This window comes from Aliiroseovarius sp. F47248L (genome assembly GCF_023016085.1).
Lineage (GTDB): Bacteria > Pseudomonadota > Alphaproteobacteria > Rhodobacterales > Rhodobacteraceae > Aliiroseovarius.
This window is the reverse complement of sequence record NZ_JALKBF010000001.1, coordinates 2098873-2122851: the sequence shown is the minus strand read 5'-3', so window position 1 is coordinate 2122851 and position 23979 is coordinate 2098873. Positions and strand designations below refer to the sequence as shown.

23 protein-coding genes are annotated in these 23979 nt (G+C 57.9%); 10 read left to right on the top strand and 13 right to left on the bottom strand.

What is annotated here, in order from left to right; all coding sequences use genetic code 11:
- Window positions 1-201: 201 nt before the first annotated feature.
- The 4 genes from ccoG to ccoS are packed head-to-tail and all read left to right on the top strand — an operon-like array spanning window position 202 to window position 4495.
- The gene (ccoG, locus tag MWU51_RS10530; protein ID WP_247037030.1) at window positions 202-1614 is read left to right on the top strand and encodes a cytochrome c oxidase accessory protein CcoG; all 1413 of its coding nucleotides are present in this window, start codon (window positions 202-204) and stop codon (window positions 1612-1614) included.
- Between the two features lie 3 nt (window positions 1615-1617).
- The gene (locus tag MWU51_RS10525) at window positions 1618-2103 is read left to right on the top strand and encodes a FixH family protein (protein WP_247037029.1); all 486 of its coding nucleotides are present in this window, start codon (window positions 1618-1620) and stop codon (window positions 2101-2103) included.
- Window positions 2104-2134: 31 nt separating this feature from the next.
- Window positions 2135-4330, top strand: coding sequence for a heavy metal translocating P-type ATPase (locus MWU51_RS10520; protein ID WP_247037028.1), 2196 nt, complete (start codon window positions 2135-2137; stop codon window positions 4328-4330).
- A gap of 3 nt (window positions 4331-4333) precedes the next feature.
- A complete protein-coding gene (ccoS, locus tag MWU51_RS10515; protein ID WP_247037027.1) occupies window positions 4334-4495 on the top strand; it encodes a cbb3-type cytochrome oxidase assembly protein CcoS in 162 nt (53 codons plus the stop codon).
- A 7-nt stretch (window positions 4496-4502) separates the two neighbouring features.
- On the opposite strand, the gene MWU51_RS10510 is transcribed toward ccoS, so the two are convergent.
- Complete coding sequence (locus MWU51_RS10510; RefSeq protein ID WP_247037026.1) at window positions 4503-5105, bottom strand: response regulator transcription factor; 603 nt, start codon at window positions 5103-5105, stop codon at window positions 4503-4505.
- A gap of 207 nt (window positions 5106-5312) precedes the next feature.
- Window positions 5313-5966 carry an arylesterase gene (locus MWU51_RS10505; RefSeq protein WP_247037023.1) on the bottom strand — a complete coding sequence of 218 codons (654 nt, stop codon included), beginning with the start codon at window positions 5964-5966 and terminating at the stop codon, window positions 5313-5315.
- A gap of 27 nt (window positions 5967-5993) precedes the next feature.
- On the opposite strand from MWU51_RS10505, the gene MWU51_RS10500 reads away from it, so the two are divergent.
- Entirely contained in the window at window positions 5994-6662 is a 669-nt protein-coding gene (locus MWU51_RS10500; protein ID WP_247037021.1) for an ATP-binding cassette domain-containing protein, read from the top strand.
- On the top strand, window positions 6659-9184 hold the full coding sequence (locus tag MWU51_RS10495) for an FtsX-like permease family protein (protein ID WP_247037019.1): 2526 nt from the start codon (window positions 6659-6661) through the stop codon (window positions 9182-9184). The genes MWU51_RS10500 and MWU51_RS10495 overlap by 4 nt, the downstream gene beginning before the upstream one ends.
- A 4-nt stretch (window positions 9185-9188) precedes the next feature.
- On the opposite strand, the gene MWU51_RS10490 is transcribed toward MWU51_RS10495, so the two are convergent.
- The 11 genes from MWU51_RS10490 to MWU51_RS10440 all read right to left on the bottom strand — a co-directional run bounded on the left by MWU51_RS10490 (window position 9189) and on the right by MWU51_RS10440 (window position 17478).
- A complete protein-coding gene (locus MWU51_RS10490) occupies window positions 9189-9614 on the bottom strand; it encodes a hypothetical protein (protein WP_247037017.1) in 426 nt (141 codons plus the stop codon).
- Window positions 9611-10324: a hypothetical protein gene (locus MWU51_RS10485; protein ID WP_247037015.1), complete on the bottom strand. Its 714-nt coding sequence runs from the start codon at window positions 10322-10324 to the stop codon at window positions 9611-9613. Before MWU51_RS10485 ends, MWU51_RS10490 begins: the two co-directional genes overlap by 4 nt.
- Window positions 10324-11103, bottom strand: coding sequence for a succinate dehydrogenase iron-sulfur subunit (locus MWU51_RS10480; RefSeq protein WP_247037013.1), 780 nt, complete (start codon window positions 11101-11103; stop codon window positions 10324-10326). The genes MWU51_RS10485 and MWU51_RS10480 overlap by 1 nt, the downstream gene beginning before the upstream one ends.
- Window positions 11104-11115: 12 nt before the next feature.
- A complete protein-coding gene (sdhA, locus tag MWU51_RS10475) occupies window positions 11116-12921 on the bottom strand; it encodes a succinate dehydrogenase flavoprotein subunit (RefSeq protein ID WP_247037011.1) in 1806 nt (601 codons plus the stop codon).
- Window positions 12922-12939: 18 nt separating this feature from the next.
- Window positions 12940-13311: a succinate dehydrogenase, hydrophobic membrane anchor protein gene (sdhD, locus tag MWU51_RS10470; protein ID WP_247037009.1), complete on the bottom strand. Its 372-nt coding sequence runs from the start codon at window positions 13309-13311 to the stop codon at window positions 12940-12942.
- A 10-nt stretch (window positions 13312-13321) separates the two neighbouring features.
- Entirely contained in the window at window positions 13322-13705 is a 384-nt protein-coding gene (gene sdhC / locus MWU51_RS10465) for a succinate dehydrogenase, cytochrome b556 subunit (RefSeq protein ID WP_247037007.1), read from the bottom strand.
- A 253-nt stretch (window positions 13706-13958) separates the two neighbouring features.
- The gene (locus tag MWU51_RS10460) at window positions 13959-14993 is read right to left on the bottom strand and encodes a MaoC family dehydratase (RefSeq protein WP_247037005.1); all 1035 of its coding nucleotides are present in this window, start codon (window positions 14991-14993) and stop codon (window positions 13959-13961) included.
- Window positions 14993-15196, bottom strand: coding sequence for a DUF1737 domain-containing protein (locus MWU51_RS10455; protein WP_247037004.1), 204 nt, complete (start codon window positions 15194-15196; stop codon window positions 14993-14995). Before MWU51_RS10455 ends, MWU51_RS10460 begins: the two co-directional genes overlap by 1 nt.
- Before the next feature lie 3 nt (window positions 15197-15199).
- The gene (locus MWU51_RS10450) at window positions 15200-15748 is read right to left on the bottom strand and encodes an NnrU family protein (RefSeq protein ID WP_247037003.1); all 549 of its coding nucleotides are present in this window, start codon (window positions 15746-15748) and stop codon (window positions 15200-15202) included.
- 14 nt (window positions 15749-15762) lie between these two features.
- Window positions 15763-16611: a CoA ester lyase gene (locus MWU51_RS10445; RefSeq protein WP_247037002.1), complete on the bottom strand. Its 849-nt coding sequence runs from the start codon at window positions 16609-16611 to the stop codon at window positions 15763-15765.
- Window positions 16612-16719: 108 nt separating this feature from the next.
- Complete coding sequence (locus MWU51_RS10440) at window positions 16720-17478, bottom strand: sulfite exporter TauE/SafE family protein (protein WP_247037001.1); 759 nt, start codon at window positions 17476-17478, stop codon at window positions 16720-16722.
- Window positions 17479-17636: 158 nt separating this feature from the next.
- On the opposite strand from MWU51_RS10440, the gene mdh reads away from it, so the two are divergent.
- From mdh to MWU51_RS10420, 4 genes are all read left to right on the top strand, one after another.
- Entirely contained in the window at window positions 17637-18599 is a 963-nt protein-coding gene (gene mdh / locus MWU51_RS10435) for a malate dehydrogenase (RefSeq protein ID WP_247037000.1), read from the top strand.
- 256 nt (window positions 18600-18855) lie between these two features.
- Window positions 18856-20049, top strand: a complete 1194-nt coding sequence (gene sucC, locus MWU51_RS10430; protein WP_247036999.1) for an ADP-forming succinate--CoA ligase subunit beta — start codon at window positions 18856-18858, stop codon at window positions 20047-20049.
- Window positions 20050-20053: 4 nt separating this feature from the next.
- Complete coding sequence (gene sucD, locus MWU51_RS10425; protein WP_247036998.1) at window positions 20054-20938, top strand: succinate--CoA ligase subunit alpha; 885 nt, start codon at window positions 20054-20056, stop codon at window positions 20936-20938.
- A 60-nt stretch (window positions 20939-20998) separates the two neighbouring features.
- On the top strand, window positions 20999-23977 hold the full coding sequence (locus MWU51_RS10420; protein WP_247036996.1) for a 2-oxoglutarate dehydrogenase E1 component: 2979 nt from the start codon (window positions 20999-21001) through the stop codon (window positions 23975-23977).
- Window positions 23978-23979 lie beyond the last annotated feature (2 nt).

Below are 23979 nucleotides of genomic sequence, written 5' to 3'. Positions count from 1 at the left end.
ATCTGTGGGATTTAGGGGTGCGGCCAATTGACCGGCTGCGACGGGATGGCGCTGTGACATTATGGAAACTTGATAATAGTCAATGACTAAACACATATCCATTGGACGGCTCCGCCAAAATCTTTGATCCACATCAAAGCTGCAATGTAGAATAATTCTTAGTTCCAAGATCAACCCGAAAAGCAGGATTGGAATCTGTCCATGTCTGACGCCCCCGAACAGCTGTACGCCCCGCGCGAGCCAATTTTCCCAAAGCGGGTGAAGGGCACGTTTCGCAGCCTGAAATGGTGGATCATGGGGATCACACTTGGCATCTACTACCTTGCGCCGTGGATCCGCTGGGATCGGGGACCCAATCTACCCAATCAGGCCATTCTTGTCGATATGGCCAATCGTCGGTTCTATTTCTTCTGGATCGAAATCTGGCCACATGAGTTTTATTTCATCGCGGGTCTTTTGATCATGGCAGGGCTAGGGTTGTTCCTTTTCACATCCGCCGCAGGGCGCGTCTGGTGTGGCTATGCTTGCCCGCAGACCGTCTGGACAGATCTGTTTATTCTTGTTGAACGCTGGGTCGAGGGTGATCGAAACGCCCGCCTGCGTCTGCACCGTCAGAACTGGAACGCCGAAAAAATTCGCAAGCGCCTGATCAAGTTCACGCTTTGGATTATAATCGCGGTCGCAACTGGTGGGGCGTGGGTGTTCTATTTTGCAGACGCGCCCACCCTGCTGGTCGATCTTGTCACCGGGAATGCGCATCCGCTGGCCTATTCCACTGTGCTGGTGTTGACCCTGACCACGTTTGTTTTCGGAGGCATCGCGCGCGAACAGATTTGCATCTATGCCTGTCCCTGGCCGCGCATTCAGGCGGCGATGATGGATGAGGACACGATCACGATCGCCTATCGCGATTGGCGCGGCGAGCCGCGCGGCAAGGGCAAGGCGCGTGACGATCTGGGCGACTGCATCGACTGCAATGCTTGCGTGAACGTCTGCCCTATGGGCATCGACATCCGTGATGGGCAGCAAATGGAATGTATCACCTGTGGTCTTTGTATCGACGCGTGCGACGAGATGATGGACAAAGTGGGCAAGCCACGTGGCCTGATCGATTATCTGGCCCTGAAAGATGAAGCGTATGAACGTGCCGGAAACGAGAAAATTCCGGTTATCAAGCACCTGCTGCGCCCGCGCACGATCCTTTATGTGTCGCTTTGGGCACTCGTCGGCGTCGGCCTGACGGTCGCCTTGTTTGTGCGGCCGAAAGTGGATGTGACGGTGCGCCCGGTCCGCAATCCGACCTATGTCACTTTGTCGGACGGGGCGATCCGCAACACATATGACGTCGGTGTGCGCAACCGGCATGGCGAAGAATGGCCCTACTACTTCTCGCTTCCCGATGGCAGTGGTATGGTGATCGAGCTGGAAGGCAGCGAGGAACTGGTTTTGGTTGCGCCGCCCGACACCGAGGCAAAACAAAGGGTCTATGTCATCGCACCTCCGGGGTCCGAGGCCGCACGCACGGCGCGCACCGAATTGCGCCTTTGGGTCGTCGATGGCACCACGGGTGATCGTGTGCACGTGGACACGGTATTCAACGGCAGGGGGCGCTAGGCCATGGCCAGTTCGCAAGATAAGAAACAGTTCGAACTAACCGGCAAGCATGTTCTGGCAATCGTGGTCTCGGCCTTCGCCGTAATCATCGGGGTGAACCTGTTCATGGCCTATTCGGCCATCGGCACGTTTCCGGGGCTTGAAACCAAGAACTCCTATGTCGCCAGCCAGCAATTTGACGTTCAAAAGGCCGCACAAGATGCGTTGGGTTGGGATGTGGCCGCGGACGTGGATGGCGAGATGCTGATCTTGAACATCAAAGACCAGGCGGGCGAACCTGTCACCGTCAAGTCCATCTACGGCCTTTTTGGGCGTGCCACCCATGTGAACGAGGATCAGGAACCGTCTTTCGATCAAGGCTCGAACGGTGTCTATCTGGCGCGAGTTGGCCCGATTGGTGAGGGGAACTGGAACCTGCGTCTGAACGTGGTTGCGGAAGACGGCACTAATTTCCAGCGTCGTATCCCGATCTTTATTTCGGCCAAATAGGCCTGATTGACAGCGGACAAGGAACGCATTCATGGCCACGCCGATCTCTGCCTGTCCTGCCTGTGACGCGGCCCCGCTTGCTGAAGCGCAGGCCGGCAAGGGGTATCACGGCAATGGGATGGAGGCGCAGCGCGTCATGCTATCTCTGCCACAGATCTATTGTGCTGCCTGTATCGCAGGTGTCGAACGCGGGCTTGCCGCGCAACCGGGTGTGCGGGCAGCACGCGTGAACCTGACGTTGAAACGCGCCACCGTGGAAGTCGATCCGGGGATGGAAGCGCAGACATTGGCAGACTACCTGACCGGGATCGGTTTCGAAGCCTATGAGCTTGACCCCGGCCAGCTTAGGTCGACCGCGACGGACAAGCAGGGCAAGGATTTGCTGATGCGACTGGGCGTGGCGGGCTTTGCCATGATGAATGTCATGCTGTTAAGCGTCGCGGTCTGGTCTGGTGCCACCGATGCCACCCGCGATCTGTTCCACTGGATCAGTGCGGCCATCGCCATTCCGACCATCGGGTTTTCCAGTCAAGTTTTCTTCCGGTCGGCCTGGACGGCCCTTCGAGTAGGACGTCTGAACATGGATGTGCCGATTTCGTTGGCGATTCTGCTGGCACTGGGCATGTCGCTTTACGAAACGATGCATTCCGGCGAGCACGCATATTTTGATGCAGCCCTGTCTTTAACCTTTTTCCTGTTGGCGGGGCGCTATCTGGATTATCGCACCCGTGCGGTCGCGCGATCAGCCGCCGAAGAACTGGCGGCCCTGGAAGTGCCGCGCGCGGCCCGCGTGAACCAAGGCCAAGCGGATGAGCAAGTGGCCGTGTCTGACCTGTCGCCCGGCGACATCGTTCGCGTTGTGCCGGGCGCTCGTGTGCCTGTGGACGGAATCGTCGTCACCGGGGAAAGCGAATTGGACCGCTCGCTTTTGACTGGGGAAAGCCTGCCCGTTGCTGCTGCGCCCGAGACCATCGTATCAGCAGGCGAAGTGAACCTGACCGGTCCTTTGACCGTGCGCGTGACGGCAGCAGGGCGCGACAGTTCCTTGCACCGAATGGCTGATCTTGTGGCAATCGCGGAAACGGCGCGCAACAGATACACTTCGCTCGCCGACAAGGCCGCTGCGGTCTATGCACCGGTGGTTCATTTGTTGGCTTTTGCTGCGTTTTTGTTCTGGTTCTGGTATTCCGGCGATTGGCGGATGGCGATGAATATCGCGGTGGCGACTCTGATCATCACTTGCCCCTGTGCGTTGGGCCTTGCGGTGCCTGCCGTGACTACAGCTGCGTCCGGGCGTTTATTCAAGCAAGGCATGTTGTTGAAATCCGCCACCGCTATGGAGCGATTGGCCGAGGTTGATCACGTTGTTTTCGACAAAACCGGTACGTTGACCGAGGGTAAACCTGCAATGGGCGATCTGACACAGTACAAACCCCGTGATCTGGAAATCGCGCTGGCGCTGGCGGAAGGCTCGAGCCACCCCTTGTCGCAATCGCTTGTTCAGGCTGCGCGGGCGGCAGGAGTACAGCCCGCAGAAATAACCGGAGTGCACGAAGTTCCGGGCCGCGGTGTTGAAGGTATCTGGCAGGGCAAGATCGTTCGTTTGGGTCGTGCGGAATGGCTGGGTGCCAACGCGGTTGGACAGACTGCAACCTATCTGTCCGTCTCGGGCGCGTCTCACGTGGCCTTCACGTTTGCCGACGCGTTGCGACCTGGCGTGACCAAGGCGATCACCGCCCTGAAAGCCAAGGGGATGGGCATCACGCTGATTTCCGGTGACGTGCCCGCCGCTGTGGCTGATATAGCTGGTCGCGTAGGCATCACAGAATGGAAGGCGGATACGTTGCCCGAAGACAAAGCCGAATATGTCGCGCGCCTGGGCAAGGCAGGCAAGAAAGTTCTGATGGTGGGCGACGGGTTGAATGATACCGCAGCGCTCGCTGCCGCGCATGTCTCGATCTCGCCAGCCTCAGCGTTAGAAGCGGCTCGCGTGGTGTCAGATATCGTTCTGTTGGGTAAGTCGATGGAGCCGCTGTCCAGCGCGATTGACATGTCCAAAGCTGCAACGCGTCGGATCAAAGAAAACTTCGCCATTGCGGCCGGTTACAACGCCATTGCGATCCCGATTGCATTGATCGGGTTTGCGACCCCGTTGGCGGCTGCACTTGCCATGTCAACGTCATCCGTGACAGTGTCCTTGAACGCTTTGCGGCTGAAGAAAGGCTGATCCATGAATGTGCTGGTCTATCTGATTCCTGTCTCGCTTCTGCTGGGCGGTCTTGGGTTGGCTGCGTTTTTCTGGACTCTGAAAAGCGAGCAGTATGAGGACCCGGACGGCGATAGCCATCGTATTCTCAGTGACCGTTGGGACAATGCCCCCCCCGAGGATTAAGGACGGTTCACACCATCCCGCGATCGCGTGCAATCATGGCAGCGTGGGTTCGGTTGCGAGCGCCAAGCTTACGGATCACCGACCGCATGTGCATTTTCACGGTCACTTCCTGAATGCCGAATGTATGCGCGATTTCCTTGTTCTGCTGACCGTCGCATAAAAGCGCCAAGATCTGTTCTTCGCGCCGAGATAGCAGGCCTTCATTGCTGGATTTCGTCATGCTTCCGTGCGGCAAAACAATCAAGTGATTGCGCCCATTCGAAAGGGTCAGAGCGGCCTTCAGATCGGAGTTTGACAGGTGGGCCGGGATGCAACCGGTAACGCCAAGGCGCAACGCCTGACGTGCGATGCTCAAGGACGGCGTGTGCATCAAAAGCAATACCCGCGCATTGGTTCGCGCCTTGATCATCCGTGTAATTGCTTTCAATCCACCAAGGCCCGGAGTTCCAAAATCCACCGCCAGCAGTCGAAGATCGGAGTTTCCGGGCAACAGCAATTCTGCCTCTTGCAGGGTTGCGCAGACATGCAATGGGGCGTCACTGCCCAGCTTTAAAACAGATGTGAACCTGCGTTGGATGGCTAGGTCCTCTGTTACCAACAGGATTGTCACAGCGGCGCTCCGCTTCGGAATTTGAGGCCATCGTGGCCATGACCGGTTTTGGGGCGCAACATTCGCACAGTGAGCGGATGACGAATAGGTGTCACTAGGGATAGGTTTTTGGGGTCAAAACCTGTCCGAAAGTGAGGGTGCGTGGCCAGATTCGTGCATTGTGCAACGGTTCACAGCTGTGGCGGTTGCTGGCGTGGTGACTGAAAGCTAGGGCAGCACGTCCAGAACCACTGGTCCCAAAGCGTCAACGATCAAGGATACACCTTGCGCGGTTGGGTGCAGTCCGTCCGACTGCAAATATTGCAGCGCACCGTTTGTGGAACCTGCGGCCTCCGTCAAACCGGCCAGAAAACTTGGATACAGGGGAATCTCATGGTCCTGCGCTAAACGCTCGAACACCTGTTCGAACCGGGCTTTGTATTCTGCCCCGAAGTTGGCTGGTCCGGGCATGCCGATCAGCAGACTGGGCAAGCTGAGCGCCGACAGGTCCGTCAGAATGGTATCGAGATTGTCATAAGTTTCTTGCGGGTCAATTCCACGCAGCATGTCGTTGGCCCCCAAAGCCACGATGACCACGTCGATATTGTCCGTCAGAACCCATCCCAGCCGCGACGCGCCCCCCGCCGTCGTGTCGCCAGACACACCACCGTTTATGACGGTCACATCTGCCCCGTGGTCATTCAGCCATGTCTCAAGCTGGGGCACGAAACCGTCCTGCTGTGGCAACCCGTATCCGGCTGTCAGGCTGTCACCCAGCGCAAGGATTGTGACTTCTTCCGCACGCGCCGCACCTGACAGCAACGCAATTGTCGCCAAGCACTTGAGAAACCGGGTCAAAACCCCATATCCACCTGACATCATATTTTCATTCCCTTTGCAGGATTTCCTATGCCAGAGCCGATCATCACCCTGACCGACGCCCGCCTTACGTTGGGCCATAATGCCGGGCGGACCGAGATCCTCAAGGGCATAGACATGTCCGTAGCGGCGGGCGAGACATTGGGGCTGACAGGTCCGTCGGGGTCGGGCAAATCATCTCTCCTTATGGTGCTGGGCGGGTTGGAGCAAGCCAGCGGCGGCGGGGTAAACGTTCTGGGACAGAACCTGAGTGTGATGGGCGAGGACGACCTTGCCCGGTTCCGCAGGGATCATATGGGGGTGGTGTTCCAATCTTTCCACCTGATCCCGACGATGACCGCGCTGGAAAACGTGGCGACCCCCTTGGAACTGGCCGGCGCGCCGGATGCGTTTGAGCGGGCGACAGAAGAGTTGAACGCAGTCGGTTTGTCGCATCGGCTGGATCACTATCCAAGTCAGATGTCGGGAGGGGAACAGCAGCGTGTGGCGCTGGCCCGAGCCGCAGCCCCACGCCCCGAAATCCTGTTGGCGGATGAACCGACTGGCAATCTGGACGGCAAGACCGGGGCGGCAATCATGGACTTGTTGTTCGGGCTGCGTGACCGCCATGGTGCCACCCTGATCCTTGTCACCCACGCGCCAGAGCTTGCCGAACGCTGTGATCGGATCATCCAGATACAGGACGGAGTGCTCGTATGATGCAAACGCTGAAAATGGCGTTGCGTCTGGCCCGCCGCGAGATGCGCGGCGGCACTCGCGGTTTTCGCATCTTTTTGGCCTGCCTTGTGTTGGGTGTCGCGGCAATTGCCGGGGTTGGCAGCGTGCGCGAAGGACTGCGGGCTGGGTTGGCCTCGCAAGGGGCGGTTCTTTTGGGCGGCGATGCATCGGTGTCTTTCACCTATCGGTTCGCAGATGAAGCAGAGTTGTCACTGCTGGCTGCAGAAAGCGACGCGATGAGCGTGATCGCCGATTTCCGGTCCATGGCGGTTGTGGGGGACGAGCGGGGTCTTACCCAGATCAAGGCTGTCGATGATGCCTATCCCCTAGTTGGTTCGGTCGAACTGGACCCTCCGATTGCCTTGTCCGCAGCGTTGGATGGGCAGGGGGGACTGCCGGGTGCGGTGATGGATGACCTTTTGATCGATCGATTGGGCCTGTCGTTGGGGGATGCGTTGCAGTTGGGTGATGTCGAGTTTGTTTTGACGGCCGAACTCGTCACAGAACCTGACAATGCCAGCGGTGGCTTCAGTCTTGGCCCACGCACCATCGTGCGGCGGGACGCACTGGTAGGGTCGGGTTTGCTGACCGAGGGCACGTTGTTTAACAGTCATTACAAGATGCGTCTGGCTCAGGGGGAAAGCCTGAACTCGCTCTATTCAGCCACGATGCCGACGTTAGAACCGAACGGCGCGCGCTGGCAGGATGCCCGAAATGGCGCGCCGGGCATGCGACGATTGGTTGATCGGTTAGGCGCGTTCCTCGTACTGGTCGGGTTAGCTGGTTTGGCGGTAGGCGGTGTTGGTATATCGGCGGCGGTGCGCGCATATCTGGATGGTAAAACACGCACAATTGCGATCTTACGGGCCTTAGGAGCGACGAGATCGACTATTTTTCTAACATATTTCCTACAAATTGGTGTTCTGACAGTGATTGGCCTGACGCTTGGCCTGTTTCTGGGCGCTATCGTGCCTTTGGCGCTGGCCCCCTTCATCGCGGCAGTGTTGCCCATCACTGCAGAGATCACGATCTACGCCCGCCCTCTGGCCGAGGCCGCTTTGTACGGCATTTTGGCTGCACTTCTGTTCACCCTGTGGCCCTTGGCGCGAACTGAAGACGTGAAGGCCGCTGCCTTGTTCCGGGATGCCGCACTAGGCCGCGCCCGCCTGCCGCGCCTGTTGTTCATCGGTTTGTGTCTGGCCATTCTGGCACTGTTGATCTGGTCTGCCGCCGCCCTTTCGGGAATGCCGCGCCTGGCGATGTGGAGCTTTATTGGTCTGGCTGGTGCCTTTGCTGCACTGGTTCTGACTGGGTTGGCGGTGCGCTGGGTGGCCCGATGGGTTGGGCATCGCAAGGCGATGCGTGGCTGGCCCACGCTCAGGATGGCGCTTGGGGCTGTTGGCGGGCCGGGAGGTGAAGCAGGCGCGGTGGTTCTCTCACTGGGTCTTGGCTTGTCGGTGCTGGCTGCCGTCGGTCAGATTGACAACAATCTGCGGGGCGTAATTGCGCGGGATCTTCCGGACGTGGCCCCAAGCTTCTTTGTCGTGGACATTCAGCCCGATCAGATAGACGGCGTGAAAGCACGGCTGGACGACGACCCCTTGGTCAGTCGGATCGACACTGCCCCCATGCTGCGTGGGGTGATCACCAAGATCAACGACCGCCCAGCACGCGAAGTCGCTGGCGGTCATTGGGTGGTGCGCGGCGATCGCGGCCTGACCTATTCCGCCACGCCCACCCGCACCACGGTTGTCGAAGGAGAGTGGTGGCCTGAAGACTATCAAGGCACGCCCCAGATAAGCTTCGCGGCGGAAGAGGCAGAAGAGATGGGGATCGGCATCGGCGACAGCCTGACTGTCAATATTCTAGGGCGCGACCTCACCGGCGAAATTACCAGCCTGCGCGAAGTTGACTTCAGTCAAGCCGGGATGGGATTTGTGATGACATTGAATCCCTCGGCATTGGAAGGGGCGCCGCATAGTTATATTGCGACGATTTATTCTGAAGCGGCGGGCGAAGCGGCTATCCTGCGCGATCTTGGCCGGGCCTATCCAAATATCACCCTGATCTCTGTTCGGGACGCGATCACGCAAGTGACGGGGATCATGGGGCAGGTGGCTGCCGCAATCACCTATGGCGCGTTGGCGACACTGCTGACCGGGTTCGTGGTGCTGATGGGGGCCGCGGCGGCTGGCGAGAGGGCGCGAACCTATGAGGCGGCAGTCCTCAAAACACTGGGGGCTACACGCGCAAAGATTCTAGCCAATTTCGCGATCCGGTCTGCGGTACTTGGCGCGGCGGCGGGGGCTGTTGCTGTGCTGGCGGGCGGGTTGGCGGGATGGGCGGTGACCCATTTTATCATGGAGGAACGGTTTGCCTTTGATGCCCTTAACGCGGTCGCGATCGTATCGGGCGGTGTCGTTGCCACAGTTTTGGCGGGGCTTATCTATGCTTGGCGCCCACTGTCCTCCCGTCCTGCGCGGGTGCTTCGGTCGTGGGAATAAATCGTCAACCGTGTGCGGCACGAAACTCTTTGCGGATCACGAGTTTCAGGCCCGACCAAATGTCGTCTATGGCACAGACCTTCACATCGACCAGCGTTGTTTGCAGCGCGGCATTGCGGATCACATCCTCGGTCATGTCCGTCGGCACTTTCGACGCCTTTTTGGGCCACGAAATCCAAATCATGCCATCCTTGTCTAACGCTACGAGCAGCTGCGGCAACGCGGCTTCAAATGCCACGCGGCTGTCGGCAAACATATGGATCATGTCATACGGACCGTTCAGCGCTTCGACGGTGACCTCGTCCACGACTAGAAAATTGCCGCTGGTTGCAAGATGGTCATGCTTCGGTGGGCGACCAATCCAAGCTGCGCGTTGTCCGTCTTTCAGGCCGAGTTTCGTCGTCAGAGATGTGCCGCAATAGCCTGTCATAGAGTCAGGATATGTCCGCCCAGCCCCAATGCAAAACCCAATATCGCCCCCATGGGTGGAGACCATTGGTAATCCAATGGCACTTGGGGAGCGATGTCTTGGAACATCAGGTAAAGAATGCCTCCTGCCGAGAACAACATCAGAACACCCAGAAGTTCGGGCCAGCCCGCAAATATGGTGATGCCCAAAACCGCCGCAATCGGCCCGGCAGGCACCAAGGTAACAAACAGCAAAAGACGTTTGCCGCGCGGTGCAGTGGAAGTCGCTGCGAGTTCGCGATCTGCGTTGAACCCCTCGGGCAGGTTCTGCGCAGCTATTAGGATGGCCAACAGCGACGCAAGCCTGGGATCGGCAGTGAGAATAGCGCCCATAGCAATCGCTTCGGGAATGAAATCCATCAGCATCGCGATGAACTGAGCCTTTGAGCCGCCCCGGTGTGACATCGCAAGATCCGCCAACAACGCTGCACAAGCGCCCAACGCCACAGGCAGCAGCGCCATAAGGCCCGGTACCCGTTCGACCCCTTCAGGGATCAGAACTAGGGCAACGGCGGACAGCAAGGCACCGGCACCAAATGCCATGATCCAATGGTTGGCTTTATTGCGCAAAGGTCCGGGCAGAATGCGATCAAAGCCCGCCAGCCAAGCGCCAAAAGGAATGGCCGCCCCGGCTAGGGCGGCCAAAATAGTCGCATGAGCAAGTGCGCCCATCAAAGCGTGCGTTCGACCATCATCTTCTTGATGGATGCGATAGCTTTGGCCGGGTTCAGACCTTTTGGGCAGGTCTTTGCGCAGTTCATGATCGTATGGCAGCGGTAGAGTTTGAACGGATCTTCCAACTCGTCCAGACGTTCGCCGGTCGCTTCGTCACGGCTATCGATGATCCAGCGATAGGCATGGAGCAACGCGGCTGGGCCGAGGTAGCGGTCCCCGTTCCACCAATAGCTGGGGCACGAGGTCGAGCAGCTGGCGCACATAACGCATTCGTAAAGACCATCAAGCTTCTTGCGGTCTTCAATCGACTGTTTCCATTCTTTCGCGGGGCGGTTGGTCTTGGTTTCCAGCCATGGCATGATCGACGCGTGCTGCGCATAAAAATGCGTCAGGTCCGGGATCAGGTCACGCACCACGGGCGTGTGGGGCAGCGGGTAGATTTTCACATCGCCCTTGATCTCGTCCATGCCATAGATACAGGCCAGCGTGTTGATCCCGTCAATATTCATCGCGCAGGACCCGCAAATGCCTTCGCGACAGGAGCGGCGGAAGGTCAGGGTCGGATCAATCTCGTTCTTGATCTTGATCAGCGCGTCCAGAACCATCGGGCCGCATTTGTCCATGTCGACGAAATAGGTGTCGACCCGGGGGTTTTCGCCATCGTCCGGCGTCCAGCGATAAATCTGGAACTTGCGGACATTGGTCGCGCCATCAGGCTTGGGCCAGGTCTTGCCAGTGCGGATGGTGGAGTTCTTCGGAAGCCTAAACTGTACCATGTCGTGTCCTCCTTAAAACGTCCGCGCTTTAGGCGCGATTTTCTTGAGGCTGATGCCACCCTCGGATTCGGTGGTCAGCGGGTCGGTGATGACAGGGCGATAAGTCAGATCGACCTTGTTGCCATCCACGCGGCTGACGGTGTGGACACGCCACTTCTTGTCGTCGCGTTTCGGGAAATCCTCGTGGGCGTGTGCCCCGCGGCTTTCTTCACGCGCTTCGGCACCGTGGATGGTGGCCAGTGCATTTGGCATCAAGTTCGCCAGCTCCAACGTCTCCATCAGATCCGAGTTCCAGACCAGCGAGCGGTCGGTGACGGCCAGATCGTCCATCTTGGCAGCAACCTTGGTCATCTTCTCGACGCCTTCTTTCATGGTCTTGGCGGTGCGGAAGACGGCGGCATCTGCCTGCATTGTTTTCTGCATCTCAAGACGCAATTCGGCAGTCGGAACCGAGCCGTTGGCGTTGCGCAAACCGTCGAAACGGTCAAAGGCTTTGTCGACTGAGACTTGGTTCAAAACCGGATTTGGTCCCTCAGCGTCCACAACCTTGCCTGCCCGGATTGCGGCGGCTCGGCCAAAGACCACAAGGTCGATCAGGGAGTTTGATCCAAGGCGGTTCGCTCCATGCACGGACGCACAGCCAGCCTCGCCCACGGCCATCAGGCCGGGCACGACAGCGGTCGGGTCGTCCTTGGTCGGGTTCAGTACTTCGCCCCAATAGTTGGTCGGGATGCCGCCCATGTTGTAGTGAACCGTGGGCAGAACCGGGATCGGCTCTTTGGTCACATCAACGCCCGCAAAAATCTTCGCACTTTCCGAAATACCGGGTAGGCGTTCGGCCAGCGCCTCGGCGGGTAGGTGGTCGAGGTGTAAATAGATGTGATCTTTCTCGGGTCCCACACCGCGCCCTTCGCGGATCTCCATGGTCATCGAACGGGAAACATAATCGCGTGGCGCAAGGTCTTTGTACTGAGGTGCGTAACGCTCCATGAACCGCTCGCCTTCGCTGTTCACCAGATAGCCGCCTTCGCCGCGTGCACCTTCCGTGATCAGACAACCCGAGCCATAAATTCCGGTCGGGTGGAACTGCACGAACTCCATATCTTGCAGGGCCAGACCTGCGCGCGCCACCATGCCGCCACCGTCGCCGGTGCAGGTGTGCGCAGACGTGGCCGAGAAGAAGGCGCGTCCGTAACCGCCTGTGGCCAGAACGACCATCTTGGCGTTGAAAACGTGCATCGTGCCATCGTCGAGCTTCCAGCACACAACGCCCTGACATTCGCCGTCATCGGACATGATCAGGTCGATGGCGAAATACTCAACATAGAACTCTGCGTTGTTCTTCAGCGATTGACCATACAGCGTGTGCAGGATCGCGTGGCCGGTCCGGTCGGCGGCGGCACAGGTCCGCTGCACGGGTGGGCCGTCACCGAATTCGGTGGTGTGGCCGCCGAAGGGGCGCTGGTAGATTTTGCCTTCCTCAGTACGCGAGAAGGGGACGCCATAATGCTCCAACTCGTAGACGGCTTTGGGCGCTTCACGCGCGAGGTATTCCATCGCGTCGGTGTCGCCCAACCAATCCGAGCCTTTCACAGTGTCATACATGTGCCACTGCCAGTTATCGGGGCCCATGTTGGACAGGGAAGCGGCAATGCCGCCCTGTGCGGCCACGGTGTGGGAACGTGTTGGGAAAACCTTGGTCACGCAAGCGGTGCGCAGACCCTGTTCGGCCATGCCAAGAGTAGCACGCAAACCAGCGCCACCGGCACCGACCACGACCACGTCATATTCGTGCGTTTCGTATTCGTAAGCTGCCATTTGGGTTGCTCTCCGGTCTTAAAAGGCAATGCGGGCAAGGCCATACAGGCCAACCGCAAGAATAGTGTAAGCCAATGCGGTGCAGGCGATCACAAGGACCTTCTTGGTCACGCCGCGGGAATAGTCCTCGATCACCACCTGGATGCCGTGTCGAAAATGAACCATCGCGGTAACCAGCGTCATGGCTGCAACGATGGCTGGAAAGGGACGTTGGTAATAGGCCACGGCCTCTTCATATGGCAAGCCAAGCGCACAGCCAAAGGTCAGTGCAAACAACGGCATCAGGATCAGAAGACCAACAGCCGAAATAGCCTGTCCCCAGAAATTTTCGGTGCCAGAACCAGAAGCCCCTTTGCCTACGGCGCGTTTGCGGTCCGTCAGATATTGCATGACTGCCCCCTTAAACGATGATGGCGACGATGATCGCCAAAACGACTGAACCGATGATGACGCCAATGCCCATCTTCTCGGCGGTTTCAACATCAAGGCCAATGCCGATGTCCCAGATCAGGTGCCGCAGTCCAGACAACGCGTGGTAGCACAATGCCCACAGTGCCAGGAACATGATCACATCGCCGATAAACGACGTCATCAGACCGTTAACAAAATCGTAGTATCCCGGTCCCATGGCGGCTGCGATGAACCACCACACAACCAAGATCGCAGCCCCCAAAAGGGCAACGCCGGTAATCCGGGCGAAGATCGAGGTTATGGAGGTCAGCTGCGGGCGGTAAATTTGCAGATGCGGGGATAGTGGGCGATTGCCCCTATTCACGTCGGCCATGGCGGCCTCCTTCTGTCTGTTGCGACTGTTGTGACAGGAATAGCGCCATTTACCCGGCAGAGTCACGCGTTATGGACAGCAAATCCGGCCAAATTTGCGCTAACACGTCGGAAAGTTATGGCTTGTGATCACAAAAATTATTCTTGTGATCACAAGCCCAGCGTCTGTATATCCGACCGAAAAAATAGGGAAATCCGGTAGAAATGCTGCGCGACGGCATCAAAATGCTTTGCCAGATTTTCTGGTCTGGCTTCTATTTCGGCAGTAGCGCCCAGTAATCGAGGTCTAGCATCACTTCGGGATGATACTTGTCGTCTTTGCTTTTCAATGCAAATTCCGGCGCGCCATGTTTTACCGCAACCAGACGCAACCTTATCGCGCCAACACCCGGCGCATCTGTGTCGGCTTTGTCCAAAACCTCGGACCATGCGCGGATCGTGTCGCCTGCAAAGCAGGGGTTCGCGTGCGCACCGCCGTTCAGCCCAACGATCATCTGGGCGTTCGCAAGCCCGTTGAAGGACAACGCCCGCGCCATTGAGATTACATGACCGCCATAGATCAAGCGCTGACCATCCGGACGGAAAGTCGCATCGAAATGCACTTTGGCTGTGTTTTGCCATAGACGCGTTGCCAACATGTGCTCAGCTTCTTCAACGGTCACGCCATCCACGTGGTCGATTTTTTCGCCGACCTCATAGTCGCCCCAGCGATGTGGCTCTCCGGCCAAAGTGAAATCATAGTCCTCGAAAGACAGCCCCTCGGGGATCACCAGATCGCTGGCGTTCAATGAGCCTTTAAGGTCCGGAATAACGGTTTCGGGTGCTGGCGCGTCCAGATCGTTCTTGCGCACCATAACCCAGCGCACATACTCCAACACTGGCTCGTCAACTTGGTTGACGCCACGCGTGCGCACCCAAACCACCCCCGATTTGCCGTTCGAATTCTGTTTCAGTCCGATTACCTCGGACGAGGAACGCAGCGTGTCACCGGGATAAACTGGCTTCAACCAGCGGCCTTCGGCATAGCCAAGATTTGCTACTGCGTTCAGAGAGATATCGGGAACGGTTTTTCCAAACACAACGTGGAACGCGATCAGGTCGTCAATCGGTGACCCTTCCAACCCACATGCCCCGGCAAACTCGTCTGACGAATACAGGGCATGTCGCGCAGGATAGAGCGCGTGATACAGTGCGCGTTCCCCTTCGGCGACGGTACGCGGCACGGCGTGGTGGATCACATCGCCCAGCTTGTAATCTTCGAAAAAGCGGCCGGGATTGGTCTTTGCCATCAGTGATCTCCGAGTTTGGTGTCGGGTGTGTAGTCACCTGGAACAACTTTCACCACCGCCTGCGCACATCGCATTTTTCCGGTGGTCGGATCAGCGGCATAGGCGGGGTCGCCGTGCAACTCCCAGCCTTTGTTCAAGGCTGCGGTCACTTTGTGGCAAAAGGCCGAGGTGTCGTCTTCAGTCAGCAAGCGATACAGTTTCATGGCTTACATCCCGAAAGGTGACGGGCCAATCAGCCCGTGAACAAACCCGATGATCAGGGTCAGAACCACCGACGCGCCAAGGAACATGCCGTCTTTGGCGATGGTGCCCTTGGGGTTCGGTGTCCACTCTGGCTCAGCACGATTGATCACAATGATCTCGGCCACAGCCCAGATCGTCAGAGAACTGAATAAAATCATCGACGCCAGATCGGGGTTCACCAAGATATGCGCGACGGACCAGATGATGAAACCGGTCAACATCGGGTGGCGCATCTTGTAAAACAGCGCGCCTTTCGATGGGCCGGGGCTCATGAAATAGATAGCGAACACAATTGCCAGGTTGTTGATGTGTTTCAGGAACGCGGGATAAGCGACCAGATCATAGCTTTCCACGCCGCGATAGCCGATCACCATCAAGATAATGCCGACCACAAGGATCAGGGCAGAAACACCCTTAGCTTTTTCACCCATCGCCGCATGTCGCGCGGGCAACGCGCGTTTCCAAAAGTGCCCCGCATACCACAAGGCGATGCCGATGATCAGGATGGTCATGTGTGTTCTCCGCGTTAGCCGGCCATATTGGCGATGGCGTCTGCCTTGGCCAGAATTCCTTTTGCCGTCACAACATGCAGGTTTTCGACGATTTTACCATCCACAACCGCGACCCCTTGACCCGACGCTTCCGCCTCTTCGAAGGCAGCGATCTGACGTTGTGCCAAGTTGATTTCATCCTCGGACGGGGCAAAGGCGGTATTCGCAATCTCTAACTGGGCAGGGTGAATCAGTGTTTTGCCGTCCATCCCCATGTCACGTCCCTGATTGCATTCGGCTTTCAACCCCTCGTCATCCTTGAAGGCGTTATAGACCCCATCAATGATCACCACATCGTGGGCTTTCGCAGCCAGCAGGCACATATGTAGCCCGCCCATCATAGGCAGGCGATCGGCGCGGAAACGGGTGTTGAGTTCCTTGGCTAAGTCGTTCGTGCCCATCACAAACCCCTTCAGACGTGTGTGGGCGGCGATTTGGGCGGCGTTCAACATGCCCAGCGGTGTTTCCATCATCGCCCAGAGGTCCACATCGGGGATCAGGACGGCCAACTCGTCCAATTGCGCCGGGCTAACAACTTTCGGCATCAGGATCGCGTCGATATCGGCCCCTACAAACGCGGCCACATCGTTCTTGCCCCATGCCGTGTCAAACCCGTTGATCCGCACGATCTTCGCGCGATTGCCGTATCCGCCTTTGTCCAACTCGGCTTTCAGGGTCGCGCGGGCCTCGATTTTGGCATCCGGCGCGACGGCGTCTTCCAGGTCAAAGATGATCGCGTCAGCGGGCAGAGTACGCGCTTTCTCCAGCGCGCGCTCTTTCGAGCCGGGGATATACAGGACGGAACGATAGGGACGAGTGGACATGATTCTGAGCCTCCGCAATATTATTGCGCAAGGGACCACATCTGCGCACCAATCCGCAAGGGTGGATTTGCCGCAATGCAGAAAATTGTGAATTGTGGCGGCTGTTGATCAGGTCAACCCCTCCCAAATCAGTTTCGCGCCGGTGAGGATCAGGAACAGATAGGTGAAGGCGAAGAAACCCCGTTCAGATAGACGGTGGTGAAGATGCACGCCAATCCAGACGCCGATCACCGCGAACGGGATTAGCAACAGATCGGCTTTGGCGGTTTGCCAAGTGAAAATCCCAAGTGCGAAATATGGAATGAACTTCAGAAGGTTGATCGCCCAAAAGCTGATCACCGTGGTGGCCTGAAACGTGGTCTTGTCCAGCCGCCGCGACAACAGGAACACTGCAGCGGGTGGGCCGCCCGCGTGGCTGATGAAGCTTGTGAAGCCCGCAATCAGACCCCAAAAACCGCCTATGCCAGTGGACATCGGGTTCGGCGCTGGCTTAATCCAGCCGCGTGATTTTGCGGCCTGAAACGCGACAAAACCGACTGCGATCAGGCCGATCAGTAGCCGAAAGATGTCTGGATCGGCGATAGAATACAGCAACGCCCCAATCGCGACACCCGGAACCGCGCCCAGCACCAAAGCCTTGGCCGACGGCGTATCCCACTTGCGCCAATATGGTTTCAGCGCGGTCACATCCATCAGCATCAGAAGCGGCAGCATCAGGCCAATCGCCGCCCCAGGCTCCAGAATCAGCGCCAGAAGCGGGGTCGCCGCAAACGCTGCGCCTGACCCGAATCCACCCTTCGAAATACCCGCAAAGATCACCGCAGGGATCGCAAAGGCAAAGAATGTGAGGTCTAGCGCCTCGGGCATCGTGGCCCCCTCAAACCGCTGGAAAACGTGTGTTTTAGCGCTATCGTGAACGGCGTGTTCGCGCAAGAGGCGCTGAATGCCGCAGCGCGGCACCCTTGCGTGAGTGCCATATTCGGACTACGCATGCGCCCGAAAACAACTGATCGGAGATCACACTCATGGCCAGACCTAAGATAGCGCTTATCGGTAGCGGTATGATCGGTGGCACGCTTGCTCACCTTGCTGCACTGAAAGAAATGGGCGACGTCGTCCTGTTTGATATTGCTGATGGCATCCCGCAGGGCAAGGCGCTGGATATCGCCGAAAGCGGCCCCGTCGAAGGGTTCGACGCATTGTTGTCGGGCACCACAAGCTACGAAGGTATCGCAGGCGCAGATGTTTGCATCGTGACGGCCGGTGTGCCTCGTAAGCCGGGCATGAGCCGCGATGATCTGCTGGGCATCAACTTGAAAGTCATGAAATCGGTTGGCGAAGGCATCAAAGAACACGCGCCGGACGCTTTCGTGATCTGCATCACCAACCCGCTGGATGCCATGGTTTGGGCACTGCGCGAGTTTTCCGGCCTGCCGCATCAGAAAGTCGTCGGCATGGCTGGCGTGCTGGACTCGGCACGTTTCCGTCACTTCCTGTCGGTAGAATTCGATGTATCCATGCGCGACGTTACGGCCTTCGTTCTGGGCGGCCACGGCGATACCATGGTGCCGCTGACCCGCTATTCGACCGTTGGCGGCATCCCGCTGCCAGATCTGGTCGAGATGGGTTGGACCAGCCAGGATAAATTGGACGCCATCGTTCAGCGTACCCGTGATGGCGGCGCAGAAATCGTTGGTCTTCTGAAGACCGGTTCAGCGTATTATGCTCCGGCAGCTTCGGCGATTGAGATGGCTCAAGCTTACCTGAATGACCAGAAACGCGTTCTGCCCTGTGCAGCTTATGTCGACGGGGCATATGGTCTGGACGGATTCTATGTTGGCGTGCCGACTGTCATTGGTGCAAATGGCATCGAGAAGGTCATCGACATCAATCTCAGTAAAGACGAGCAAGCAATGTTCGACAAATCCGTCGATGCTGTGAAGGGTCTGGTCGAAGCCTGCAAAGGGATCGACAGCTCGCTGGCTTGATCCATTCAGTAGAACAGATTTGGGGCGTTCCGATCAGGGACGCCCTTTTTCTTGCTGCCGAAGCACCTTTAGAATCGCAGGATTTTCCCGTCACTACGTGGGTAAAGCGATTTGTGATCACAGCTTTTTCAGGTGTGATCACAAAAAAGCGGGTTTAGCGCAAAAATCCACCATTTCAGCAGAAAGTGTTTTCGACCATCCGTACAGTTGTGCATGGTGTCCGCGACCATATGGACCAACTGGATAGGATGATTTCATGAACATTCATGAATACCAGGCGAAGGCCCTTCTGAAGTCCTACGGTGCCCCCGTCTCTGACGGGCGCGCTGTTCTGAGAGCAGAAGAAGCCAAGACCGCTGCAGGTGAACTCGACGGCCCCCTTTGGGTGGTCAAAGCGCAAATCCACGCAGGTGGCCGCGGCAAAGGTTCCTTCAAGGAAGCAGACGCTGGCGAAAAAGGCGGTGTGCGTTTGACCAAATCGGTGGAAGAAGCCGCCGAAGAAGCTAAGAAGATGCTGGGACGCACGCTTGTGACCCATCAGACCGGCCCGGCCGGCAAGCAAGTCAACCGCATCTATATCGAGGCCGGTTCCGGCATTGAGCGTGAGCTTTACCTCGCTCTGTTGGTTGACCGCCAAACTTCGCGCATTTCGTTCGTCTGCTCGACCGAAGGCGGGATGGACATTGAAGAGGTTGCCGCCGCGACCCCGGAAAAAATCCTGAGCTTCTCGGTCGACCCCGCGACGGGTTACCAAGGCTTCCACGGCCGCCGCATCGCGTTCGCGCTGGGCCTGGAAGGCACGCAGATCAAGCAGTGCGTGAAGCTGATGGGTCAGCTTTACAAAGCCTTCACCGAGAAAGACATGGAGATGCTGGAGATCAACCCGCTGATCGTATCCGACAGCGGCGACCTGAAAGTGCTGGACGCCAAGGTCGGTTTTGACGGCAACGCCGTTTACCGCCACCCGGATATCGCTGAGCTGCGCGACACCACCGAAGAAGACCCGAAAGAGCTGGAAGCGTCGAAATACGACCTGAACTACATCGCTCTGGACGGAGAAATTGGCTGCATGGTGAACGGTGCCGGTCTGGCAATGGCCACGATGGACATCATCAAGCTTTATGGTGCTGAACCTGCCAACTTCCTTGACGTGGGCGGCGGCGCGACCAAAGAGAAAGTCACTGAGGCGTTCAAGATCATCACCTCGGACCCCAACGTTAAGGGCATCCTTGTGAACATCTTCGGCGGCATCATGCGCTGTGACGTCATCGCCGAAGGCGTTGTCGCCGCGGTGAAGGAGGTGGGCCTGCAAGTTCCGCTGGTGGTGCGCCTTGAAGGCACCAACGTGGATGAGGGCAAAGCAATCATCAACGGTTCCGGCCTGAACGTCATCGCGGCGGATAACCTATCCGACGGTGCAGAGAAAATCGTGAAAGCGGTGAAAGGTTAATACAATGGCAGTCCTTATCGACGAAAATACCAAGGTGATCTGTCAGGGCTTTACTGGCTCGCAGGGCACCTTTCACTCGGAGCAGGCCATTGCATATGGCACCAAAATGGTCGGAGGTGTGACGCCGGGCAAAGGTGGGCAGACGCATCTGGACCTTCCGGTCTTCAACTCGGTGCACGAGGCCAAGCACGTCACTGAAGCCAACGCTTCCGTGATCTACGTGCCGCCGCCCTTCGCAGCGGACTCGATCCTTGAAGCGATCGACGCTGAGATGGAGCTGATCGTTTGTATCACCGAGGGCATTCCGGTGCTGGACATGATGCGCGTTCAGCGCGCTCTGGAAGGCTCGGCATCGCGTCTTGTGGGCCCGAACTGCCCCGGTGTGATTACCCCCGGCGCCTGTAAAATCGGCATCATGCCCGGCCACATCCACCAGCGCGGCAGCGTTGGCGTTGTGTCGCGCTCGGGTACGCTGACCTATGAGGCTGTGAAACAGACCACCGATATCGGTCTGGGCCAGTCGACGGCTGTTGGCATCGGCGGCGACCCCATCAAAGGCACCGAGCACATCGACGTGCTGGACATGTTCCTGGACGACGACGAAACACAGTCGATCATCATGATTGGTGAAATCGGTGGTTCGGCCGAAGAAGAAGCGGCTGAATTCCTGGCCGAACAGAAGAAGAAAGGCCGCTGGAAGCCGGTTGCAGGCTTCATCGCGGGCCGCACGGCGCCTCCGGGTCGTCGGATGGGCCACGCTGGTGCCATCGTTGCTGGTGGTAAAGGTGGTGCCGAGGATAAGATCGAAGCCATGCGCGCTGCTGGCATTGTGGTGGCAGACAGCCCCGCAACGCTGGGCGAGGCCGTGCTGGAAGCGATCGACAAATAATGAAAACTCTTCGCGCGCCCTGTGATCGGGGCGCGCGTTTACCAATTTTCAGGTGAACCCATGACGGATCAAAGCCCCAACGACCTTTTTCATGCTTCAAGCTTCATGCAAGGTCACAATGCCGAGTATCTGGAACAGCTGTATGCCCAATATGCGCGCGACCCAAACGCGGTTGATGCCGCGTGGCAGGCGTTTTTCGCTGAGCTTGGGGATGACGGTGGCGACGTGACTGCCGAAGCGGCGGGGCCATCCTGGGCACGGGGCGATTGGCCGCCGATGCCAACGGGCGACCGGGTTCACGGGCTGGACGGACAATGGCCTGAAGAACCGGTGGCCGAGGCAAAATCCGCAGGCAAGAAGATCGAAGCGAAGGCAGCTGAGAGGGGAGTCCAACTGTCTGACGATCAGGTCAAGCGCGCGGTGCTGGACTCGATCCGCGCCCTAATGATCATCCGCGCCTACCGGATCAGGGGCCATCTGGCAGCTAATCTGGACCCGCTGGGAATGCGCGAGGCGTCAGACCACCCCGAGCTTGATCCGGTTTCTTACGGGTTCACCGAAGCTGATATGGATCGTCCGATTTTCATCGACAATGTGCTGGGGTTGGAAGTCGCCTCGATGCGTCAGATTCTGGCGATTGTGAAAAGCACTTATTGCGGCACTTTTGCGCTGCAATACATGCATATTTCGGACCCGGTTCAATCGGCGTGGCTAAAGGAACGGATCGAAGGGTTTGACCGCGAGATCAAGTTCACCCGCGAAGGCCGAAAAGCCATCTTGAACAAGCTGGTCGAAGCCGAGGGATTCGAGAAATTTCTGCATGTCAAATATATGGGTACCAAACGGTTTGGTCTGGACGGCGGCGAGGCGCTGATCCCGGCGATGGAGCAGATTATCAAGCGCGGCGGTGCGCTGGGTCTGAAAGACATCGTGATCGGGATGCCGCACCGCGGCCGTTTGTCAGTTCTGGCCAATGTGCTGCAAAAACCTTACCGCGCGATCTTCAACGAGTTTCAGGGTGGCAGCTTCAAACCCGAAGAAGTCGATGGCTCGGGCGATGTGAAATACCACCTTGGGGCCAGCTCGGACCGCGAGTTTGATGGCAATATCGTGCACCTGAGCTTGACTGCGAACCCATCCCACCTTGAGGCCGTGAACCCTGTCGTTTTGGGCAAGGTGCGCGCCAAGCAGGAGCAGATGAACGACAAGGACCGCGATCAGGTTCTGCCGATCCTTCTGCACGGTGATGCGGCCTTTGCCGGTCAGGGCGTCGTGGCCGAAGGTTTCGGCCTGTCGGGTCTGGTCGGCCACAAGACCGGCGGCACAATGCATATCGTGGTCAACAACCAGATCGGGTTCACCACAGCCCCGCATTTCAGCCGTTCGTCGCCTTACCCGACGGATATCGCACTGATGGTGGAAGCGCCGATTTTCCACGTAAACGGCGATGATCCCGAGGCTGTGGTCCACGCCGCCCGCGTCGCGACCGAGTTCCGTCAGAAATTCCACAAGGACGTGGTGCTGGATATTTTCTGTTATCGTCGTTTCGGTCACAACGAAGGCGACGAGCCGATGTTCACCAATCCTCTGATGTACAAGCGGATCAAGAAGCATCAGACCACGCTGCAAATTTATACCGATCGTTTGGTAAAAGACGGGCTGATCCCGGCAGGCGAGATCGAAGACATGAAAGCCGCCTTCCAAGCCAAGATGAACGAAGAGTTCGAGGCCGGGAAGGACTACAAACCCAACAAGGCCGACTGGCTGGATGGGCGCTGGTCGCATCTGGACAAGGAAAGTGACGAATATCAGCGCGGCAAGACCGAGATTTCGTCTGAAACGCTGGCCGAGATTGGCAAAGCGCTGACCATCGCACCTGAAGGCTTCCCCCTGCACAGAACCGTGGGCCGACTGCTGGAGGCCAAGAAAGAGATGTTTGAAAGCGGGACAGGGTTTGACTGGGCAACCGGCGAGGCCATCGCGTTCGGGTCGCTTGTAACCGAAGGCTTCCCGGTCCGTCTGTCAGGCCAGGACGCCACACGTGGCACATTCAGTCAGCGCCATTCCGGCCTGATCAATCAGGACACAGAAGAACGATACTATCCGCTCAACCATATCCGTGAAGGTCAGGCGCGTTACGAGGTCATCGACTCGATGCTGTCGGAATACGCAGTGCTTGGGTTTGAATACGGCTATTCGCTGGCCGAACCCAACGCGTTGGTGATGTGGGAGGCGCAGTTCGGTGACTTTGCCAACGGCGCGCAGATTATGTTCGATCAGTTCATCTCGTCCGGCGAGTCGAAATGGCTGCGGATGTCCGGCCTGACCGTCCTTTTGCCGCATGGCTATGAAGGGCAGGGTCCAGAACACAGCTCGGCCCGGTTGGAGCGCTTCCTGCAAATGTGCGGCGGAGACAACTGGATCGTGGCCAACTGCACCACGCCTGCCAACTATTGCCATATCCTGCGCCGTCAATTGCATCGTGGGTATCGCAAACCACTGATCCTGATGACGCCCAAATCGCTTCTGCGTCACAAGCTGGCCGTGTCGGATGCGAAGGACTTCACCGAAGGGTCCAGTTTCCACCGCGTGCTGTGGGATGACGGCGACCGCGACAACGGCACCGGCCGGTCCGAGGCCAAGCTGGTCACAGACAAGAAGATCAAACGTGTCGTGATGTGTTCGGGCAAGGTCTATTACGACCTGCTGGAGGAACGCGACAGTCGTGGCATCGAAGACGTCTATCTGCTGCGCCTTGAACAGTTCTATCCCTTCCCTGCCATGTCGCTGGTGAAAGAGCTAGAACGCTTCAAAGGGGCCGAAATCGTCTGGTGCCAGGAAGAGCCCAAGAACCAGGGCGCCTGGACCTTTGTTGAACCGAATATCGAATGGGTGTTGACCCGGATCGGGGCCAAGCATACGCGACCCGTCTATGCCGGTCGGCCAGCATCGGCTTCACCCGCCACTGGTCTGGCATCACAGCACAAAGCACAACAAGAGGCGCTCGTGGACGCGGCGCTGAACATGGAAGGAAATTAAGC

What these genes read in the sequence shown, in the direction of transcription:
- mdh (WP_247037000.1), top strand. Translation starts at nt 17,637, where the DNA reads ATGGCCAGACCTAAGATAGCGCTTATCGGTAGCGGTATGATCGGTGGC.
- MWU51_RS10460 (WP_247037005.1), bottom strand. Translation starts at nt 14,993, where the DNA reads ATGGCAAAGACCAATCCCGGCCGCTTTTTCGAAGATTACAAGCTGGGC.
- MWU51_RS10520 (WP_247037028.1), top strand. Translation starts at nt 2,135, where the DNA reads ATGGCCACGCCGATCTCTGCCTGTCCTGCCTGTGACGCGGCCCCGCTT.
- MWU51_RS10480 (WP_247037013.1), bottom strand. Translation starts at nt 11,103, where the DNA reads ATGGTACAGTTTAGGCTTCCGAAGAACTCCACCATCCGCACTGGCAAG.
- MWU51_RS10495 (WP_247037019.1), top strand. Translation starts at nt 6,659, where the DNA reads ATGATGCAAACGCTGAAAATGGCGTTGCGTCTGGCCCGCCGCGAGATG.
- ccoG (WP_247037030.1), top strand. Translation starts at nt 202, where the DNA reads ATGTCTGACGCCCCCGAACAGCTGTACGCCCCGCGCGAGCCAATTTTC.
- sdhC (WP_247037007.1), bottom strand. Translation starts at nt 13,705, where the DNA reads ATGGCCGACGTGAATAGGGGCAATCGCCCACTATCCCCGCATCTGCAA.
- MWU51_RS10455 (WP_247037004.1), bottom strand. Translation starts at nt 15,196, where the DNA reads ATGAAACTGTATCGCTTGCTGACTGAAGACGACACCTCGGCCTTTTGC.
- MWU51_RS10485 (WP_247037015.1), bottom strand. Translation starts at nt 10,324, where the DNA reads ATGGGCGCACTTGCTCATGCGACTATTTTGGCCGCCCTAGCCGGGGCG.
- MWU51_RS10420 (WP_247036996.1), top strand. Translation starts at nt 20,999, where the DNA reads ATGACGGATCAAAGCCCCAACGACCTTTTTCATGCTTCAAGCTTCATG.
- sdhA (WP_247037011.1), bottom strand. Translation starts at nt 12,921, where the DNA reads ATGGCAGCTTACGAATACGAAACGCACGAATATGACGTGGTCGTGGTC.
- sucC (WP_247036999.1), top strand. Translation starts at nt 18,856, where the DNA reads ATGAACATTCATGAATACCAGGCGAAGGCCCTTCTGAAGTCCTACGGT.
- MWU51_RS10450 (WP_247037003.1), bottom strand. Translation starts at nt 15,748, where the DNA reads ATGACCATCCTGATCATCGGCATCGCCTTGTGGTATGCGGGGCACTTT.
- sdhD (WP_247037009.1), bottom strand. Translation starts at nt 13,311, where the DNA reads ATGCAATATCTGACGGACCGCAAACGCGCCGTAGGCAAAGGGGCTTCT.
- MWU51_RS10440 (WP_247037001.1), bottom strand. Translation starts at nt 17,478, where the DNA reads ATGCCCGAGGCGCTAGACCTCACATTCTTTGCCTTTGCGATCCCTGCG.
- sucD (WP_247036998.1), top strand. Translation starts at nt 20,054, where the DNA reads ATGGCAGTCCTTATCGACGAAAATACCAAGGTGATCTGTCAGGGCTTT.
- MWU51_RS10525 (WP_247037029.1), top strand. Translation starts at nt 1,618, where the DNA reads ATGGCCAGTTCGCAAGATAAGAAACAGTTCGAACTAACCGGCAAGCAT.
- MWU51_RS10500 (WP_247037021.1), top strand. Translation starts at nt 5,994, where the DNA reads ATGCCAGAGCCGATCATCACCCTGACCGACGCCCGCCTTACGTTGGGC.
- MWU51_RS10490 (WP_247037017.1), bottom strand. Translation starts at nt 9,614, where the DNA reads ATGACAGGCTATTGCGGCACATCTCTGACGACGAAACTCGGCCTGAAA.
- MWU51_RS10445 (WP_247037002.1), bottom strand. Translation starts at nt 16,611, where the DNA reads ATGTCCACTCGTCCCTATCGTTCCGTCCTGTATATCCCCGGCTCGAAA.
- MWU51_RS10505 (WP_247037023.1), bottom strand. Translation starts at nt 5,966, where the DNA reads ATGATGTCAGGTGGATATGGGGTTTTGACCCGGTTTCTCAAGTGCTTG.
- ccoS (WP_247037027.1), top strand. Translation starts at nt 4,334, where the DNA reads ATGAATGTGCTGGTCTATCTGATTCCTGTCTCGCTTCTGCTGGGCGGT.